Annotated in this window: 21 protein-coding genes and 2 pseudogenes; 6 read left to right on the top strand and 17 right to left on the bottom strand. The window is 58.3% G+C overall.

Annotated elements, in window-relative coordinates; translation table 11 throughout:
- Positions 1–63: 63 nt before the first annotated feature.
- The 4 genes and pseudogenes from FBZ97_RS03950 to FBZ97_RS03935 all read right to left on the bottom strand — a co-directional run.
- A pseudogene (locus FBZ97_RS03950) lies at positions 64–414 on the bottom strand (sugar phosphate isomerase/epimerase); the annotation flags it as partial.
- Between the two features lie 59 nt (positions 415–473).
- Positions 474–1334 (bottom strand): annotated as a pseudogene (locus FBZ97_RS03945) (phage portal protein); the annotation flags it as partial.
- Between the two features lie 102 nt (positions 1335–1436).
- Entirely contained in the window at positions 1437–2921 is a 1485-nt protein-coding gene (terL, locus tag FBZ97_RS03940; RefSeq protein ID WP_186449441.1) for a phage terminase large subunit, read from the bottom strand.
- Complete coding sequence (locus FBZ97_RS03935) at positions 2878–3225, bottom strand: hypothetical protein (protein ID WP_145316644.1); 348 nt, start codon at positions 3223–3225, stop codon at positions 2878–2880. The genes terL and FBZ97_RS03935 overlap by 44 nt, the downstream gene beginning before the upstream one ends.
- Between FBZ97_RS03935 and FBZ97_RS03930 the strand changes: the two genes are divergently transcribed.
- Together FBZ97_RS03930 and FBZ97_RS03925 are read left to right on the top strand one after the other, a co-directional pair.
- Positions 3224–3439 carry a hypothetical protein gene (locus tag FBZ97_RS03930; protein WP_145316642.1) on the top strand — a complete coding sequence of 72 codons (216 nt, stop codon included), beginning with the start codon at positions 3224–3226 and terminating at the stop codon, positions 3437–3439. The genes FBZ97_RS03935 and FBZ97_RS03930 overlap by 2 nt on opposite strands.
- A gap of 167 nt (positions 3440–3606) precedes the next feature.
- Entirely contained in the window at positions 3607–4257 is a 651-nt protein-coding gene (locus FBZ97_RS03925) for a 50S ribosomal protein L11 methyltransferase (protein ID WP_246661702.1), read from the top strand.
- Between the two features lie 31 nt (positions 4258–4288).
- On the opposite strand, the gene FBZ97_RS03920 is transcribed toward FBZ97_RS03925, so the two are convergent.
- The 5 genes from FBZ97_RS03920 to FBZ97_RS03900 all read right to left on the bottom strand — a co-directional run bounded on the left by FBZ97_RS03920 (position 4289) and on the right by FBZ97_RS03900 (position 6187).
- Positions 4289–4954, bottom strand: coding sequence for a DUF6362 family protein (locus FBZ97_RS03920; RefSeq protein ID WP_145316639.1), 666 nt, complete (start codon positions 4952–4954; stop codon positions 4289–4291).
- The gene (locus FBZ97_RS03915) at positions 4929–5345 is read right to left on the bottom strand and encodes a hypothetical protein (protein ID WP_145316637.1); all 417 of its coding nucleotides are present in this window, start codon (positions 5343–5345) and stop codon (positions 4929–4931) included. Before FBZ97_RS03915 ends, FBZ97_RS03920 begins: the two co-directional genes overlap by 26 nt.
- A gap of 55 nt (positions 5346–5400) precedes the next feature.
- Positions 5401–5685: a hypothetical protein gene (locus FBZ97_RS03910; RefSeq protein ID WP_145316635.1), complete on the bottom strand. Its 285-nt coding sequence runs from the start codon at positions 5683–5685 to the stop codon at positions 5401–5403.
- Positions 5686–5759: 74 nt separating this feature from the next.
- Entirely contained in the window at positions 5760–5984 is a 225-nt protein-coding gene (locus FBZ97_RS03905) for a hypothetical protein (protein WP_113388877.1), read from the bottom strand.
- Positions 5981–6187: a hypothetical protein gene (locus tag FBZ97_RS03900; RefSeq protein ID WP_113332826.1), complete on the bottom strand. Its 207-nt coding sequence runs from the start codon at positions 6185–6187 to the stop codon at positions 5981–5983. The genes FBZ97_RS03905 and FBZ97_RS03900 overlap by 4 nt, the downstream gene beginning before the upstream one ends.
- 158 nt (positions 6188–6345) lie before the next feature.
- Here FBZ97_RS03900 and FBZ97_RS03895 point away from each other — a divergent pair, with 158 nt between their 5' ends.
- Positions 6346–7134 (top strand): LexA family transcriptional regulator, encoded by a 789-nt coding sequence (locus FBZ97_RS03895; protein ID WP_145316633.1) that lies wholly within the window; start codon positions 6346–6348, stop codon positions 7132–7134.
- A gap of 411 nt (positions 7135–7545) precedes the next feature.
- On the opposite strand, the gene FBZ97_RS34265 is transcribed toward FBZ97_RS03895, so the two are convergent.
- The gene (locus FBZ97_RS34265; protein WP_156090739.1) at positions 7546–7881 is read right to left on the bottom strand and encodes a hypothetical protein; all 336 of its coding nucleotides are present in this window, start codon (positions 7879–7881) and stop codon (positions 7546–7548) included.
- Positions 7882–7898: 17 nt separating this feature from the next.
- Between FBZ97_RS34265 and FBZ97_RS03885 the strand changes: the two genes are divergently transcribed.
- Positions 7899–8294, top strand: a complete 396-nt coding sequence (locus FBZ97_RS03885) for a DUF4440 domain-containing protein (protein ID WP_186449440.1) — start codon at positions 7899–7901, stop codon at positions 8292–8294.
- A 68-nt stretch (positions 8295–8362) separates the two neighbouring features.
- Here FBZ97_RS03885 and FBZ97_RS03880 read toward each other — a convergent pair whose 3' ends face one another.
- The 7 genes from FBZ97_RS03880 to FBZ97_RS03850 all read right to left on the bottom strand — a co-directional run bounded on the left by FBZ97_RS03880 (position 8363) and on the right by FBZ97_RS03850 (position 15317).
- Complete coding sequence (locus FBZ97_RS03880) at positions 8363–9013, bottom strand: response regulator transcription factor (protein ID WP_145316627.1); 651 nt, start codon at positions 9011–9013, stop codon at positions 8363–8365.
- Positions 9014–9016: 3 nt separating this feature from the next.
- Positions 9017–10081 (bottom strand): ATP-binding protein, encoded by a 1065-nt coding sequence (locus FBZ97_RS03875; protein WP_145316625.1) that lies wholly within the window; start codon positions 10079–10081, stop codon positions 9017–9019.
- Positions 10082–10289: 208 nt separating this feature from the next.
- Positions 10290–10655 (bottom strand): hypothetical protein, encoded by a 366-nt coding sequence (locus tag FBZ97_RS03870; protein WP_145316623.1) that lies wholly within the window; start codon positions 10653–10655, stop codon positions 10290–10292.
- A gap of 175 nt (positions 10656–10830) precedes the next feature.
- On the bottom strand, positions 10831–12162 hold the full coding sequence (locus FBZ97_RS03865; RefSeq protein ID WP_145316621.1) for a nitrate/sulfonate/bicarbonate ABC transporter ATP-binding protein: 1332 nt from the start codon (positions 12160–12162) through the stop codon (positions 10831–10833).
- Between the two features lie 21 nt (positions 12163–12183).
- Positions 12184–13944 (bottom strand): ABC transporter permease subunit, encoded by a 1761-nt coding sequence (locus tag FBZ97_RS03860; protein ID WP_145316619.1) that lies wholly within the window; start codon positions 13942–13944, stop codon positions 12184–12186.
- 1 nt (position 13945) lies between these two features.
- The gene (locus FBZ97_RS03855) at positions 13946–14272 is read right to left on the bottom strand and encodes a hypothetical protein (protein ID WP_145316617.1); all 327 of its coding nucleotides are present in this window, start codon (positions 14270–14272) and stop codon (positions 13946–13948) included.
- Between the two features lie 709 nt (positions 14273–14981).
- Complete coding sequence (locus FBZ97_RS03850) at positions 14982–15317, bottom strand: hypothetical protein (RefSeq protein ID WP_145316615.1); 336 nt, start codon at positions 15315–15317, stop codon at positions 14982–14984.
- A 108-nt stretch (positions 15318–15425) separates the two neighbouring features.
- Between FBZ97_RS03850 and FBZ97_RS03845 the strand changes: the two genes are divergently transcribed.
- Entirely contained in the window at positions 15426–16415 is a 990-nt protein-coding gene (locus FBZ97_RS03845; protein ID WP_145316613.1) for a hypothetical protein, read from the top strand.
- Complete coding sequence (locus FBZ97_RS03840; RefSeq protein WP_113388886.1) at positions 16416–16928, top strand: N-acetyltransferase; 513 nt, start codon at positions 16416–16418, stop codon at positions 16926–16928.
- The last annotated feature ends 155 nt before the right edge of the window (positions 16929–17083 follow it).

Below are 17083 nucleotides of genomic sequence, written 5' to 3'. Positions count from 1 at the left end.
AAAACCTGAGCACAATTTCTCCAGGGAACGTATCGAAAAAATGCGGCGGTAGTGACCGCTGTTTTACGCCGCATTCTCTTTGAAGGCATTAGCGATACAGTCTCGCTCTTCGAGAATTCCGGACCATTCATCCTGATAATATGTAGAGTCGTAGATCAGCGTGAAAGGACCTTGATAGCCAGCCGCGTTGGAAAGCTTAATGCAGCGGACATAATCCTCTGCATCAAGACCCGTTGCTGAATAACGCCCCTTTGCATGACAAAGTTCGGCCCGGCTCATGATCTTTGCGAGATCCTCGTATTTGCCGTCCCGCTCCCAGTTGCCGAAATCACCGTTGAGGCCGACTTTGCCGTGCAAAGCATCGAGAATCCGATTGACCTCCGTCGGTCCGGGTAACAGGTTGAACCAGTTTTCTTCATATCCGCCGTGCCGGTCGCGTTCATTCCGGCGGGAGACTGACCAAGCAATCGCGTGACCGGAATATCGGCCGCGCCGGCGACGATCTGCAGGAAGGCCATCAGAATATCCGTAAGACCAGAGAGCGGTGCGCTCTTGCTGTCGTATTCCTCTTCGGCATCGAGGATCAGGGTGCCGTTGACCCCCTTGATGGTGTTGGCGAGCGCGTAGCGACGCAGCACCGCATCCTCATAGGCCTGATTGCCGATATTCGCCGAGAACTGCGGAACCTTGATAATGTCGATCTTCGCCTCGAAGACGAGGCTGGCGATGTTGGCCGCCGTACTGTCGGCATTCTTGATCGCGTCGAAGATCGCGGCCAGCACGCTTTCGCCCCAAGCATGATTACCCATGCCGCCAAAATCCTCATTGGTCGCCATCACCCCCTTGAAGATGACGAGCCGAGACGGATGGATGGTCACCTGAATGCCGTTAGCACCGGTCAGCGTGTAGAATTTCGGCGTACCATACCATTCCGAGGTCGGATCGCTCTCGATGTCCCCGGCAGCCACCTGACGGCGCGTCAGCACCGTCAGGTGTTTAAGGCCGCCCTTCCCGATCCGATCCGCCTCAAGCGGCAACGCTGGATCGGCATCTTCCGCGCCAATGAACAGGGCAGCGCCACCGAAAAGCCGTGCTTTCGTCGCTGCTTCCAGCACTTTGCCGCGTAGATTGAGACGTCGTTCCTCCGCATCGAGCAAGCCGATTTGATCGCTCGCCGCCTGCCAGTTTCGCCATTTCCGGCAGCTATCCAGCGCCGGAATGTCGACGATCTTGCGCGGCAGCCAGGAGCCGCGATAGGCGGCAATGATCTGCTCGTCCGTCAGGATCGGCTGCGTATAGAAAACGGATGCCGCCTTGTCGCGTTCGGTGCCCATGCGGGATGCAAGGCTCACCAATCCGTCGCGAACCATCGAGAATACCTGCCCCATGGATTGTCCTTTGATATGATGTGATGAAGAGGCACGCACGAGGCGAGCCTAGAAGTTGCTGAAGCTGAAGGACGAACTCAGCGCGAGTTCGTTCAAAGCGTCGGCGAAGGCATCGACCTGATCGTCAAACTGCCCATTCGGAAAGGCGCAGACCTCATCCAGAAATGCTTCGTTCCAGTCCCCGCGCAAAAGCTTGACATTTCCTGCTTCAGCCTGCGCCGAGGCCGGCTTGGCGCGCGTCGCCTTGTCACCGGTTGGCGATATGGTTTTTACAGGAAAGCCGGCGAGCAGTTTGATCTTGGTTTCCGCATCGGCCTTGCCGGCCGCACCCGGATCTTGCGGCATGCGGATCGTCACCGTCGGCCCGTCCTGCGATGCAGTGTTCTTGAGATTGCGCTCCACCTCGGCGGGTGACCAGCGTCCGCGCGCGATGGTTTCGACATAGAAAACACCGCCGATCAAAGCCATGCGCAGACCGACTGTCCAGTCCGGCTTGCGACCGGGACGCGCTTTCGAAGCCGCGAAATCCCAGGCGCGGCAACGCTTTGCGCCTGCAGGCAGCGCTTCGACGATCTCGAAATCGTTGCGCTGAAATAAACCGCCCGAGCGAGGCGCAGGCCGCTGCTGAAACTGGCCTGCCACCGCATAGGAGCCAAGCGGGACCTTGTCCCGCTCGACCACCGAACGAGGAAAGCGCTGCGGAAAAAGCAGTTCGCCCTCCTCAGTCCTGGGATCGACAAATCCGATCGAGGTCCGGCATCGGCGCTCCGGCTCGAATTCCATCGGCAGCATGAGATGTTCGTAACCGAGCCCGAGCGCTAGGATAGTGCCGGAGACATCCGCCTCATGCAGCCGCTGCATCACGACGACGATCGCCGAGCGTTGAGGATCGTTGAGCCGCGTCGGCACGGATTCGCGAAATGTGCGAACCGTGGACAAACGTTCTGTTTCGGATTCCGCACCATCGACTGAATGTGGATCGTCGATGATGACACGATCGCCGCGACCACCGGTCAACCTCGAAAACGGCACCCCCTGGCGCGAACCAATACGGGTGTTGGCGAAAGCCATCTCGCCTGTTCTCGTCAGCTTGACGACATCACCCCAAAGCGCCTGATACCATTCGGAGGCAACGAGGTCGCGCATGCGCCTATTGTCGCGCTTGGCGTAATGTTCCGAATAGGAGGCGCCGAGATAGCGCAGCTGCGGCTTGTCTTTCGGCCCCCATTCCCATGCCGGCCAGAAGACGCCGCAAAGAAGCGACTTCATCGTACCTGGCGGCACGTTGATCAGCAGCCGGGTAATCTCGCCTGAAGTTACTGCTTCGAGATGTTGGCAGATGGCATCGATATGCCAGCCATGAACATAGTCAACGGAGGGCTCGACGACGTGCCAGGCCTCCCGAACGAACCCCGTCAGCGATTGGCAGTTGGCTCGAATTCGTTCAGCATCCAAGGCAAGCCGGGTGGCGACCTCGGCCTGTTCGCGCTCAGTTCTCCGTTTTGCCCTCTCCTCCTGGATCGCCGCCATCATCGTCGCCGGATCCGGCAAGCGGACCGAAGAGGGATTCGAGTATCGCAAGCTGCTCATCCGTGGCATGGGTTAGGTCGATGGTGACGCCGCGGCCTCCTTTGGTCCCGGCGCCAGAGCGCTCGCTAGGTTTCTGATGAACATAGGAGGCTGCTATCTTTGCCATTTCATCGCGCCGCTTCTGATCCGCCTCGTCATCGCGCATTACTTTCAACATGTAATCAAGCGGCGTGTCGTCGGCGGAAACGGCCTTGCGATGGCGCGCACGCGGTTTGCGCGGCGCGACCGGCTTGTCGGCATTGGTCATGCTTCAGATTTCCGATGGGATTTTGAAAGAAAACAAGCGGTTCAAAACAACGCTTGCGGTCGACAGTGCGTCGCTGCAACTGTTCTCATCATGCCAAAATAGATACCGCATTTCGGCGCAGTTGGCGACACCCTTGAAGGCCGATCGCCGCGCAAGGAATGGGGACTTTGACGGAGATAGAAAACAAGCTATTGAAATTGCAGATAAATATTAAATTTTGCGGTCCGACAAATTGAACGATATACCCGTCAACGCTTACCCGTTGGCATCGAAATATCCGAGACATGTGCAATCAAATTCAGTCAAGGGAAGCTCTTGAGCAGATCCGCACCAGATGACGATCCGGATGGTCCCGCGGGCCGGGATTGGGTTCGGTGGTTCATCGCCGCCAATCTCCCGGTCCTGCCCGTTCCCGGTATCCCCGGTATGCGCCTGCATAAAGCAGGCCCGCAAAGCGGACTGCGGCGCCTCGCCGAGCGCGATCCGCAATTCGGCTCACCTTACTGGGCGCATTATTGGGGAGGAGGTCTGGTTCTGGCTCGTCATCTTCTCGACAGGCCCGAAAGCGTGGCTGGTCACCGCGTATTAGATCTCGGTGCCGGCTCGGGAATTGTCGGGATTGCCGCTGCAAAGGCAGGCGCAGCAAAAGTCTATGCCGCCGATGTCGATCCCTATGCAATTGCAGCTATCGAGCTCAATGCCGCACTCAATGGCGTGATGATCGATCGCCTACTCGCAGACCTGACGAAGAGCGAGCCGCCTGAGGTCGACGTCATATGCGTCGGAGATCTTTTCTATGAGGCAGCGCTTGCGGAGAGCGTCATTGCTTTTCTGGACCGCTGCCTGGCTCGGGAAATCATGATTCTGATCGGCGATCCTTGGCGGGCTCATCTGCCGACAGCACGGCTTCGACTTCTCGCAGAGTACGCCGTCCCAGACTTCGGCGAGGTCACCACAAAGACCCGCCCAGCCGGCGTTTTTGCGCTTGGGAGAGCAAGGTCACCAAACGGAGATATTGGCACATCACAATGATGGCGGATTCGGACCGCGTCATTACGACGGCTCAGGCTTTCATCTTGGCACGCCTGCGGTTTTCCCGCTCCAATCGCTTGGCCAGTTCGGCAAGTTCGGGACTTGCCGCATCGAAGACAGGCCGCGCATCATCCGGCAACCAGTGTGTCTTATGCCTGGGTGCCACTGGTTTCACTCGTTCGATGCCGCCCGGCGAGTTGGGCATCATCGGTGCAATGCGCCACCAATCAGGCTCTTGCAAGATCGGAGAGATGACAAGGAGCGCACCTGCAAGACTCTGAAATTCGCTTTGAATACGTCGTTCGGCCGTGCGCCGGACGCGCCCCGTCCGCCCGCAAAAATCCCGAAACGAGCCGGCAATATAGGGCGCGGCAAGGCAAATGGACCATCGCGAAAGCAAGATGCGCCGCTCCCCATCCTTGACGTGAACCCGAAGCCATTCCTGCAAGACCTCCTCTGCCCGGCTGATCGCCGCAGCGCTCGGACGATAGCGAACGCGGATATCGGCCTGATCCATCGGTTCGGGCAAAACCTCCGGCCAGAGCGTCCGCATCCTGTCGGGCCGGATGCCGCGTACGTCGAGATGAACCATCGTATCGGCAGCTTCGACGAAACGTGCACGGATGATCAGGCTCAGATCGGCGATCTCGGCCGCGCGAAGGGACAGGTCATCAAACTGCAAGGCGGACCGGTGCATCAAGTCGTTTCTCCAATTCCTGATAAATCAGCGTTCGCAATGTCGCCCGAACTGGCCACGGCCGCCGCGCCACCGCATCCGTGCGCAATGTGGCAAGCGCGATATCATCAAAGGCGCCCAGAAGATCGCCGGGTCGCTGCAGCGCCCAATCCTGCCGTTGCGCTAGAACATCGGATACGGCGCCGATCGTGTCCGACCAGAGTTCATCGCGATTGCTCCCGGTTTGCCGGATGCATCGTAGAACGAAGACCAGATGGCCATCGCCGTAGCGGCCTCGGATTTCCTGCATCGTACCGCGCGCATGGCTCTCCGCAGGCGCACGGCGCCGATGGACAGGAATCAGCTTAATGCCGAGCCCATCGAGGAGAAGGTCTAGCCTGCCTTTGGTCATGAAAGTTCAACTCCTTTCGTCGGTGAATTTGATACTTTTTTCATCCATGGACCGCTCATGAAGCGCTTCCAGTGACGGCGATAGGGCTGTGCGATTTGGGTTTGAAGAAGGCCTCCGCCTTAGAAATTGCCTCCACTCTCGCCCCATCACGCAGCATAGGCGTGTTGAGATAAGCAACCATCGCCTCGCCGGCTGCAGCCTTGGCGGCATCCTGCGTTTCGAAGACGATCGGTTCGCCCCGACTATCTCGAAGAATCTCATTTGTGGCTCGGTGAACCTTGCGAATCCAGCCGAGGTGGCCACCGGCAACGGCCTCTGTTCCGATTTGAAATTCGTTCATAGCAACCTCCCCCGGCTCGCTTGGCCAGGTCTATCTCTAGGTTTCCGATTGAGTTTTGACGTTCTGGTGCCCGTCTACCGCCTGCGCAGCTTTGCTGCCTGCGCCGGCTTTCTGGGCTCAAGCGAGGAGTCTTCGACAATGCGGAAGTGAATTTGGTCTCCTTCCGGGGCACCAGAGTCTTCATCCTTGAGGGATGGCATTGGCGAATTCCAAATGACCGGCTTTATCGCGATCACCAGAGCGGCGAAAAACAACGCCCCGCCGATGCAAGCGAGAAGGCCCTGAAGCATTTCGATCATGGCAGCACCTCCTGCTCGGCTGCTTGCACTGCGGACTTCGCCTCCACCATCTCCATCGGCTCGACAGCTGCATCACAATCCTCGCAATGCTGTTCGATAATCTCCGCGATCGACAGAATTCCGAGGCAGCCGGGGCATCCCCAGAAGCGATCGAAATATCCTGCGCGAAAAGCCGCCGCTCTCCTCCTGCTGCCTGTGACCATGCCTACATCCCTCAAACATTACCTGCCATATGCAGCGTTAACCCGTTTGACAGCCAAGCCGCGGATTATGCCGTTGCCGACTTGATAGACACAAATTATGTTGATAATAATGGTGATGTCAACATGATTTATGTCAAAAATTTTGCAAGGGTCTAGCGATGCAGAAATCCATGGGCGAACGACTGAGAGCGGCCCGCGAAGCCGCAAATTATCCATCAGCCACGAAGGCGGCAGAAGCGCTGGGCGTCAGCCTGTCCACCTATCGCGCGCATGAAAACGGCCAGAACGAATTCAGTGCCGAAGTCGCCAATCGATATGCGAAGAAATTCGGCACGACGGCGGCCTACCTGCTGACTGGCGAAGGCCTGCGCAAAGCCGCACGACCGTCTCCGAACATCGTCATGTCATTCGACCCGGACGAGCAGGATCAGGACGGATTTGCCGAGAGTGGCGACGAACTCAGCTACAGCCGGGAACACTGGAAGCCACAGATCGAAGGCGCAACACCGGAGGTGGACGTCAAGCTCGGCGCCGGCAGCGGCATCGTCGGCGAAGTCATCAACCTTCCCGTCGGCTCTGGCAATGTCGCCGGGCATAAGATCGTAGCGGAATGGCTTATCCCCACCGGCTATCTACGAAACGAGGCAAAGGCTTCGCCGAATCATACGATCATCATGGAAGTCGTCGGCGATTCCATGCAGCCCACCTACATGCCGGGCGATCGCGTCATCGTCGATCTCTCACAGAACCAAATGACCACTGATACCGTCTACGCGATCAGCGACGGTTATACGGAGCCGCAGATCAAGCGCCTGCAGCGAGTTCCCTTCACCCATCCGGGCCAGGTCAAGATCATTTCCGACAATCCAGCTCTGGAGACCTTCACCGTCCAGCTGGATCGACTGACCATTATCGGCAGAATCTGCGGCCACATTGCTCGAAAATAGAAAGCAAATATAGGCCGAAAACACCTTCGATGTTCCTAATCACGTACGTGAACACAAATGGTGTTGACACGTATCGTGTTGAGTGGCAATTTCATCGATAAGAGCCATTGGTCCTGAATGGAATGAGCCCGGGCAAGCGTAGTATCTAGCCCGAAGTCAGCGAAACCGGATGTACCAGGCGCTACGATTGAAAAGGCTACAAGGCCATCGAAGGAGAGTGCCATTCATGCCGAAAAAGCCGAATGCTTTCATCATCGCACCGACCGATGCGTTGAGGGGAACCGGTATTGCCGGGATATCCCCGATCGCCAAGACGGGAGAATGACGGTGTACGCTCGGGAATTTTCCTGCGAATATTCGTTTGATGAGCTCAACATCCGTCTATGCGATCGCTGGGAAACCGGATTGCTATTATATGGGTGCGCTGAATTGACGTCGGCAGGTGCCGATTACGAGGATGAGTTCTACGTTTCGGCAATCAGATTGGATGGCGGCGCAAGGCTTGCGCGGCCGAATGCCTTGAACAATGCAGGCGGCTTCGAGTCCGAATTGTTTCGGCGGATAGCTGCCGTCATCGAAGACGACAGAACACAGGCAGGCCGTCACGCCGCCGAACTTTTCGCCATCGAATTGGAGCAATCCCGGCAAGCCGACCATGACCAAAGCCACAAAACCAGACAGGAAAGAAACCTGCAGATGCTTGCACCAACACATTGAGGCCCATTGCAGCCGAGCATCAACACCCAATGGAGGTTGCCGAGACCATGGACGTCTCCCAACACGAGCTTGAAGAGATCCGCCTACTGGAGCAGAAGCTGCATCTCCCTCAAATCCGGCAATCGCCGGCGATCGTGGCGGAACTATTGGCGGAAGGCTTCGTTGAATTCGGCAGCTCCGGAACGGTCTATGACGATAGAGATGAACTAATCGCCTGTCTGGCCGCAGGAAAATCGGAAGAAGCCGCTCCGCCCATTATTTCCCGCGACTATGCCTTTCGATCGATCTCACCGGATGCCGTCCTCGTCACTTATCGAAGCATCCGAGAGGCTCGAGAGAATGGCCAGGAGCGGCATACTTTACGGAGCTCGATCTGGCAGCGCATCGATGGGCGATGGCAGATGATCTTTCACCAGGGAACGCCCACGGTTTCGCAGGATTGAATCCACAACCCGGTGCCACCGCCTTTTGTAATCCATGAAATCCTTGCGACTGCTGTAATGCGCCAAGGTTAGCGGAGCCCAGGCGCTGTATCGTTGGCTTTACCGTCTGTGAGGCCGAGGTTGTCTGCCATCCGAATGAGATCGGCAATGGAGTCGGCCCGCATCTTGCGCATGACCTGACCGCGATGGACCTTTACGGTGATTTCGCTGAGGCCGATCTCGGCGGCGATCTGCTTGTTCAGGAGGCCTCGCGCAACAAGCGCCATCACCTCTCGTTCGCGCGACGTGAGCGTTGAAAACCGCTCGTGAAGATCAACCTCCGCCGCCCGCTTGCGCAGGCGGGCGCGATCGATTTCGAGCGCCTGCCTGATGGCGTCGAGCAGATCCTGTTCCCGGAACGGCTTTAGAAGAAACTCAACCGCGCCGGCTTTCATCGCCCTGACGGACATCGGCACGTCGCCGTGTCCGGTGAGGAAAATGATCGGGATAGCATAACCCCTCCGGGCAAGTTCATCCTGAAAGTCAAGCCCACTCGCATCCGGCATTCTGACGTCCAGGACGATGCAGGCTGGCCCTTCAAACCGGGGAGACGCCAGGAAATCCCGCGGCGACGCAAAGCCATGCGTATCATAGCCGACGGAACGCAATAGACTGTCCAGTCCATCGCGTACGGATGGATCATCGTCGATGACATAAACGGTCGACTGCTGTCCCTGCATTCCCTATCCCTTTGCCTTTTCGCGGACCGGCAAAGTGAAACCGAAGACAGCTCCGCGTGGAAAATTCGGCGCGGCATAGATAGCCCCGCCATGCGCCTCGATGATGGACCGGCTGATAGCAAGCCCCATCCCCATGCCTTTCGGCTTCGTCGTGTAGAAGGCTTCGAATATCCTGTCGAGCATTTCGGCCGGCATGCCGCCACCGGTATCGCGTACGCTGACGGTCACCTTCCGTTCATCCGCGGCGGCGCTGACGAGCAACTCGCGCGTTCCCGCATCGACCTCAGCCAGAGCTTCGATCGCATTCATGACGAGATTGAGAAGCACCTGTTGAAGCTGGACACGATCGCCAACCATCAACGGCAGATCGCCCGCCAATTCCGAACGGAACAGGATCTGATTCCGACGGATCTCGCTGCGGACGAGTTCCAGCACATCATTGATGGCTTCGACCAGATCGATCGTGTCGCTAGACGGCGACGAGCGCGCCACCAGTCCACGGACACGGCCAATGACATCGCCTGCTCGCCCGGCATCCGCGACAATTCGCTCGATGGCGCGGCGGGCTTCGTCGTGATCGGCCGGTGTTGCAGAAAGCCATCGAAGCGCGGCATTGCCGTTGGCGGCAATTGCAGTGATCGGCTGGCTGACCTCATGGGCTATCGACGTACCCAACTCACCGACGATCATGAGACGCGACATGCGCGCGAGCTCCGATTGTGCCTGCCTCGCCCTGGCATCGAGCATTTCGATCCTGATTGCCAGGTAAGTGGTCGCACCGATCGCGACCAGACTAAGCGTACTGTTGATCAGGCCGGCCTGAGAGGCGCCATGGCTCGTCAAAAAATAGCTGATGACGGTCAGGGCGGCACATGCAATCCCGACCATCGCGATAGCTCCGGGTCGACCGGAATAGACCGCCAGCAAGATTACCGAGACATAAAGAACGGCAAAGGCGATCTCCAGATCCGTGATGGTATCGCCGATGAAAATGAGACCGGCGAGGATCATAATGCTGAGCCAAAGCAAAGGCATTTCGAAGAGGTATTTCAGAAATTCGCGCCTCATCCCTTGCATCCCTGCATCACCATTTCCGCAGCATTGCGTGCGGAAGCTGCAAACTGCCTGACCCGAAGCGCCAAGACAACAGCCGCACTCTTTGACTTTCGTCTCGCATGACATTCCCCGCAGCTGACGAGAGCTTGGGCCCGCACATGTTCGCCCGTTGCAAACAGCGTCAGATACCGGTGCCGCACTCGAGGAGACGGCGGCCTGATCAAGCGCGGCGGTCATTGTTATCGTTTCCGGCATAGCGGCTGACGAGACGCCGGCGCTGGCTGCGCCGAAGAACGACAAGGCTCGCCCTGTTGAGACCCGCTGCCCAGTGGAGAAGCGTGCGCGTCCTGCTGGCAGACAAAAATCCATTGAAGAACAAGCGTGTAGCCATCCGCATAAGCCAATGCGCACCCCAGAGAAGCGCCATCATATATAGGAGACCGATAAAATCCTTCAGCCGTGCTACCCGCCCGCCGAAGCGCTTGAAAATGTGGGATAGGCGGCGCTTTTCCCTGTCCGGCCTATTTGGCTTGTTCCTGTTGAGCGCTTCCAGGAAACGGCCGAGTTCTTCGTTGTCTCTGCGCACGTCAATCCGTCCCGCAGCCAGACAGGCCGCGCGACCTCAGACCGCCAAAGCGGCGATCTGCCGGATCTCATGCGCTAAGCTCTGCCGTGGCGGCCTATCAAATCCAGAAATATAAGGGGACCGGCCACCGCCTCAGCCGGCGGCAACCCTTTCACATTCGCTTCGGCTGAAGGTTTCAACTTGGGTTTTCCAGCGTGAACAGATCGGCATTTTCGTCATAGGCGAAATATTCCGCATAGCGGGCCCAGTTCGTAACAGCCTTGAGGGTGGTGTCGGCATAATCCTCGGACATGTAATCCTCCAGCTCATCGCGGAAGCGCCGGGCAGGCGCGCGGTGGGTCGGCCGCTCGTCGAGCACGCGGCGAATATGTGCAGCCAGCGGCACATAGGTCGCCAGATGCTGTTCGAAGAGTTTCTTGCGTTCGTCGACATCGCTATCGAAGAAGCGCAAGCCCGGCGCCGTCAGCTTGATGTCGCCCCCTTCCAGATCGGCAAAACGCAGCAGTTGAAGCGTTTCCGCGACCGGAAAGAGGTCATCGATGCCGAGATGCAGATGGGTGGCCAGCGGCGGCAGATCGGCCTGCCCTCGATAGGGCTCAGCGGCGACCGTTTCGATCAGACCGGACATAAGGTTGGTCGACACGCGCGGCAGAGCCATGGCAATGCCGGTGCCGGGAAAAAGGCCCTCGCGCGTCGGTGCACCGGTCTTCACCGTCATCCGCGCATAAATGTCTTCGACCAGCATGCGGAAGGCAGGATCGAGACGGTTGCGCGGCTGCGGCAGATCGACATGGATCTCCGCAATCACACGGCCGGGATTCGATCCGAAGATCAGGATGCGGTCGCACATCAGCACCGCTTCTTCGATGTTGTGGGTCACCATCAGAACCGACTCGATCGGCATCCGACCCTCGCACCACAGATCGAGCAGATCCGTGCGAAGCGTTTCCGCCGTCAGCACGTCGAGCGCCGAAAAGGGTTCGTCCATCAGCAGAACCTTTGGCCGGACGACGAGTGCCCGCGCAAGACCGACACGCTGGCGCATGCCGCCCGACAGCTCCTTCGGATAGGCGCTTTCGAAACCGTCGAGGCCGATGAGATCGATGGCAGCGAGCGCTCGCTTGCGCCGCTCGGACGACGCAACACCTTGCGCTTCCAGACCTAGCTCAACGTTTTGCAGCACGGTCAGCCAGGGAAAGAGCGCGAAGCTCTGGAAGACCACGGCAACATCGGAGTTGGGGCCAACGACCGGCCGGCCTTCGAAGGTAATGTCCCCTCTGCTCGGGCGGATCAGGCCGGCAATCGCACGCAGCAGCGTGGACTTGCCGGAGCCGGAACGGCCGAGCAATCCAACGATTTCATTGGGATAGAGCTGAAGATCGACATTTTCGAGTACGACGAGCGAGCCGGACGCTCCCTTGTCGTAGGCCTGGCACACCTGCTTGGCGAGAACCAACGGCGCATTCTTTACAATATCGATCTTCCTGGAGATGACAGCGTTTTCCATATTCGGTTCTCCGATCTTGAATTAATCGAGGCGCATGCGGCGTTCGGCGAAAACGTAGAGCGGCCGCCAGAGCGTTCTGTTGAAGAGTGTCACAAAGATCGACATGACAACGATGCCGAGGATGACCCGCGGAAAATCGCCTGCTTCTGTCGCCTTCGCGATGTATGATCCAAGTCCGAAGGCTTCGAGTTTCGTGTTGCCCCAGCTTGCTAGTTCAGCGACGATGCTGGCGTTCCATGAACCGCCGGACGCCGTCAGCGCTCCCGTGACGTAGTAAGGGAATATTCCCGGCAGCATCACGCGCCGCCACCATGTCCATGAGCGCAGCCGATAGACCGAGGATGCCTCCCGCAGATCGGTAGGAAATGCACTCGCGCCGGCGATCACGTTGAACAGGATGTACCATTGTGTGCCGAGGACCATCAGCGGCGACAGCCAGACGTTCGGGCTAGCACCCGTCGCAACGATCGCAACGACCGCCACAGGAAAGAGCACATTTGCCGGAAACGCCGCCAGGAACTGTGCCAGAGGCTGAACACGCTCAGCAACCGCAGGCCGCAGGCCGATCCAGACTCCGATCGGAACCCAGATGACACTGGCGACCGCAATAAGAACGACAACGCGAACGAGCGTTACAAACCCGCCGGCAAAAGCAATCCAGACATCGCCCCAGGAGAGCGTCTGGCTGAGATAGGAAACCGCATCCCAGATACTCCAGGCACCGACGACGGCGATCAGCGCATACCAGGCGATATCGATGGCCCAGCCGACGGCTTGCTGCCCGCCTCGCTCTTTTGCAACCGTACGCGACGTCGGCAGCAGCCGCACGAGCATCAGCCTACCCCATGCAGCGGCCAAAGGTGTGATCACGTACTTCAGGAGACGCGTGCGGCGGATCAGCGAATAGACCCAGGAGCGCGGCTTCTGCTGCCCGGCTGTCTGCTCGAAGCGAAACTTGTCTGCCCAGGCGACGATCGGGCGGAAAAGCAGCTGATCGTAAAGAAGGATGACGACCGCCATGGCAAATACAGCCCAGCTTACGGCGGCGAAATCCTGCTTGTCGATGGCAACCGCCAGCCATGAGCCGAGCCCGGGAAGCTGCACGGTAGTATCGCCGACCGTGATCGCTTCGGAAGCAACCACGAAGAACCAGCCGCCGGACATCGACATCATCGTGTTCCAGACGAGGCCGGGCGCAGCAAAGGGAGCCTCCAGCCGCCAGAAGCGCTGCCAGCTCGACAGGCCGAAACCGCGGCTGACCTCATCGAGATCGCGCGGAACCGTCCGCAGCGACTGATAAAAGGAGAAGGCCATGTTCCACGCCTGGCTGGTAAAGATCGCAAAGATCGAAGCACATTCCGCACCAAGCTGGCTTCCGGGGAAAAGTCCCATGAAGAAGGTGACGGTGAAGGTCAGAAAGCCGAGCACTGGGACGGATTGCAGAATGTCGAAAGCCGGAATGATGATCTTCGCGGCGCGGCGGCTCTTTGCGGCTAGCGTTGCGACGACGAAGGTGAAGATGAGAGAGGCAACGATTGCCGCCATCATCCGCAAGGTCGTCCGCAACGCATATTCAGGCAGATAGGCCGGGTCGAGCGACAGCGGTGCCGTGGACAGGCTCGCCAGCGGTGCGCGCATCTCGGCTACACCGTGAAGTGTGAGATAGGCGGCAGCGGCAATGAAGGCGAATGCGGCGAGATCATAGCCATTCGGCAGAATACGCGAACCGGCCAACGCAGCAACGGCGCTACGCTCGCGTCGGTCGTTTGCAAGAAAAACCATGTCATAACCCTTTGAAACAGGATGTCATCGGCCAGGGCGCGGTCGGTATGGCGCCGCATTCGCGACGCCACCGGTGCGCTTGTTTAAGAAAGGAGACGTAGGCCGCGTGACGGCTGCCATCCTCGTCGAGGACCGGCTCGCCTTCTGTCGTCCAGAAGCACTCGAGCTTTCCCGTAAGGGAATTGATGTGCCAGATGGCAATCAGGCGCGGACGCTGCGGCGGCACGGAGCGCTCAGCCGGACGGCTGCCAGCCGACATCGCGAAAGTGTTCGGGGCGGAAAACTTGGCTGCGAACCTGCGTTCGCGGAAAAGAACGATGTTGTTCATGGCTCACCTCTTCGGCCCACCTGACGGCAGATCCGAAGGGCGAGCCGGACAGGCTAGGCCCGACCGACGCTCGCCCGGCGAATGCCGGTAGCGGTCCAGGTTGCTGCGATGACCGTCCGGGTGCAGCATGACGCCGCAACCGGACAGCGACTAGGGTAGCTGTCCATTGGTTTCTTGATCTGTTGGTTTCGTTAGCCTTCGCATTGCGTTGCGAAGACATGGCCGTATTGTCACAGCCACCGAGAGCGGTCAATCAGGCGATGGTGCACCGCCATTATACCAAAGTATATGGCGCACGATCTCGATGACGGACAGCACGGCGGCAACAATCCAAGCCTGTATTCAACGGTCCTGCCGCGAGCGAGCACGTGAAAATCCGCAAATCTCCGAGCCTTGCAGCAGCGATCCATTTTCCGATCGCCCAGCCCTCACCGAGGAAGATATCGCTCAACCGAGCTGAAGCGTCTCTCCGCAGGCCCGATGTGAAACGGCCTTACGGCGCTCCGCGGAAATGGAGCCGAAAACCAAGCTTTTGTGCAACAATAACTTTCAAAATAGAGGCAAGAGAATAGTTAATTTGCAAATATTCGTGCCTTGCATCAGAAATATATATGCGACTCCACTGTCGTTCCGGCGTTTATCCGGTCGGGTCGCCGAAGGACGACGGCCATTATATATCTGAGACAATATAGAAGGCGCGATGAAATTTTTACTCAGAACTTTTGGTGAAATCGCTCTTCTGGATAGCGACGAACACCAAATAGCGTTTCCGAAGAAGGCGCTTCTGATTATTGCCTATTTGCTCGCGAGTGACAGCAAGTCCGTCAGCAGAACAAACATGGCGCGATTTCTTTGGGGTGAAGGTGACTTGGCGAATTCGCTGACAAACCTTCGCAAGCTCGTTTCCCGTATCAAGAGCCGGCAATGGGACTTGAACGTCGAACTTCTGACCTTTGATGATACCGACATTCACATCGCAAATGGCTCGTTCACGAGCGATATTGTCTTGACGCGGGTAAGCACGACTGGGAATCCAGCCGAGCATCTCCGCACCTTGATGGAGCGCTCGCAGTTAAAATTCCTGGAGAGAGCCAACTGCCAAACCCGAGCGTTCATCGATTGGCGAGAGAGCGAAAGAAGGCGACACCTCGCCATGTTAAAGGAAGCGCTGGATGCTGCGGTGATGACTTCAGTCGCGTCGTCCGGCGATATCGCGCTTATCAAGGAGGCCGCCCTCCTTCTTTTTGAAGCCGAACCGCAAGACGAGACCACACGCCGTATATTGCTGAAGGCGTTTGATACCGAAGGCGGCGTCGACCAGCTAAAGCGCATATTCGCGCGTCGCAAGGATCTTGTCTCGCCTTGGCTGGCAACCCTGGCGGCATCGCCCCGCTCTCCGACACCAGTTGCTCCGGCGCATTCGCCGGCCATATCCGAGCAGGATACTGCCACGCAGCCTGTCTTGCCCATCCCTCGCCTCGCCTTGCTGCCGCCAGACAACGACGGCCCCGATGGTACTGCGGCCATGATCGCCTCCTCGCTCATAGAAGACATCACTCTCGGCTTTTGCGCCTTGCACAGCCTGCGAGTGGTTGCCCCCTACTCCGCTATCCAGATCGGCCACCAAGCCGAGAATAAAGGCGCGCTTTTCGAGCGATATGACATCAACTATGTCCTGGAAACCCGATTGAGCGGGCCGGATGACGACCTTTCGCTCTTCACACAACTCGTCTCCCTGCCGGGTAGCGAGGTCCTGTGGGCAGAGCGCTTCAATTTCGGCACGCTTGATCTTGCGCGCAGTAAGCGCGAAATCTCAAGGCAGATCGTGCTCGCCGCCGCCGCGGAAGTCGAGCGGCACGAGACGGCGCGTGCCTCTTTTGAGGACAACCCCGACGCCGACCATCAATATCTCGTCGGTGCGCTCGACTATATCAGCCGGACGATCGATCCCAGCCTCGCAGACAGGCTCGCCGCGGCAAGCTTGGCGATGCTGAGACATCAGGACGAGGCGCGCACGCTCGCACGACGCGTGCGCGAGGCCAATCCCAATTTCGATGCGGGTAGATGGCCGTCACTCATCCCGAGCAAAGAGCAACGACACAGGGATCCATATCGCGAAGGTCTGAAAAAGTCGGGGGTTTAAATGGCAATATCGTTGACCCACATTCGCGCAGAAGAAGCCAAAGATATCGACACTATTCATGCAATCACCTCTGCTGCCTTCGAAGGAAAGAACTATAGTTCCGGCACCGAGGCGGCAATAATCGATGCGCTGCGAACGGCCGGTGCGCTGACCCTTTCCCTCGTCGCCGTGGAGAACGATGAGATCGTCGGTCACGTGGCCTTCTCGCCCGTGACAATCGAATCCGGAGCCGAAGAGTGGTTCGGCCTTGGCCCGGTATCCGTCCGCCCCGACCGACAGGGCAAAGGCATCGGAAAGGCTCTGATTGAAAACGGACTGGCACAACTGAGAGAGCGCGGCGCCAATGGCTGCGTGGTTCTGGGCAATCCACGCTACTACAGCCGTTTCGGCTTCACGAGCGACGGAACCCTTCACTATGCTGACGTACCGGTCGAGTACTTTCAGCGGATCATGTTCAAGGGACCAACCCCAAAAGGGGCGGTTGTGTTCCACGCAGGCTTCGACGTAGCGTAGGAGAACCCAAGCCTTCAGAAGAGATGCGGCTCCGGATTCGGCAGTCTATTGGCAACCGCCGCAGGCACCGGAAGCGGGGAAGACCTAACGCGAACGGAGACTAGCCGGAAATAGCGTTGACCAGGTTGTTAAAGCGATCTTGCATCGCTTGGACA

It is taken from the genome of Rhizobium sp. ERR 942, from assembly GCF_007828395.1.
Taxonomy (GTDB): Bacteria; Pseudomonadota; Alphaproteobacteria; order Rhizobiales; family Rhizobiaceae; genus Rhizobium; species Rhizobium dioscoreae.
This window is presented reverse-complemented; position numbering and strand designations above follow the sequence as displayed.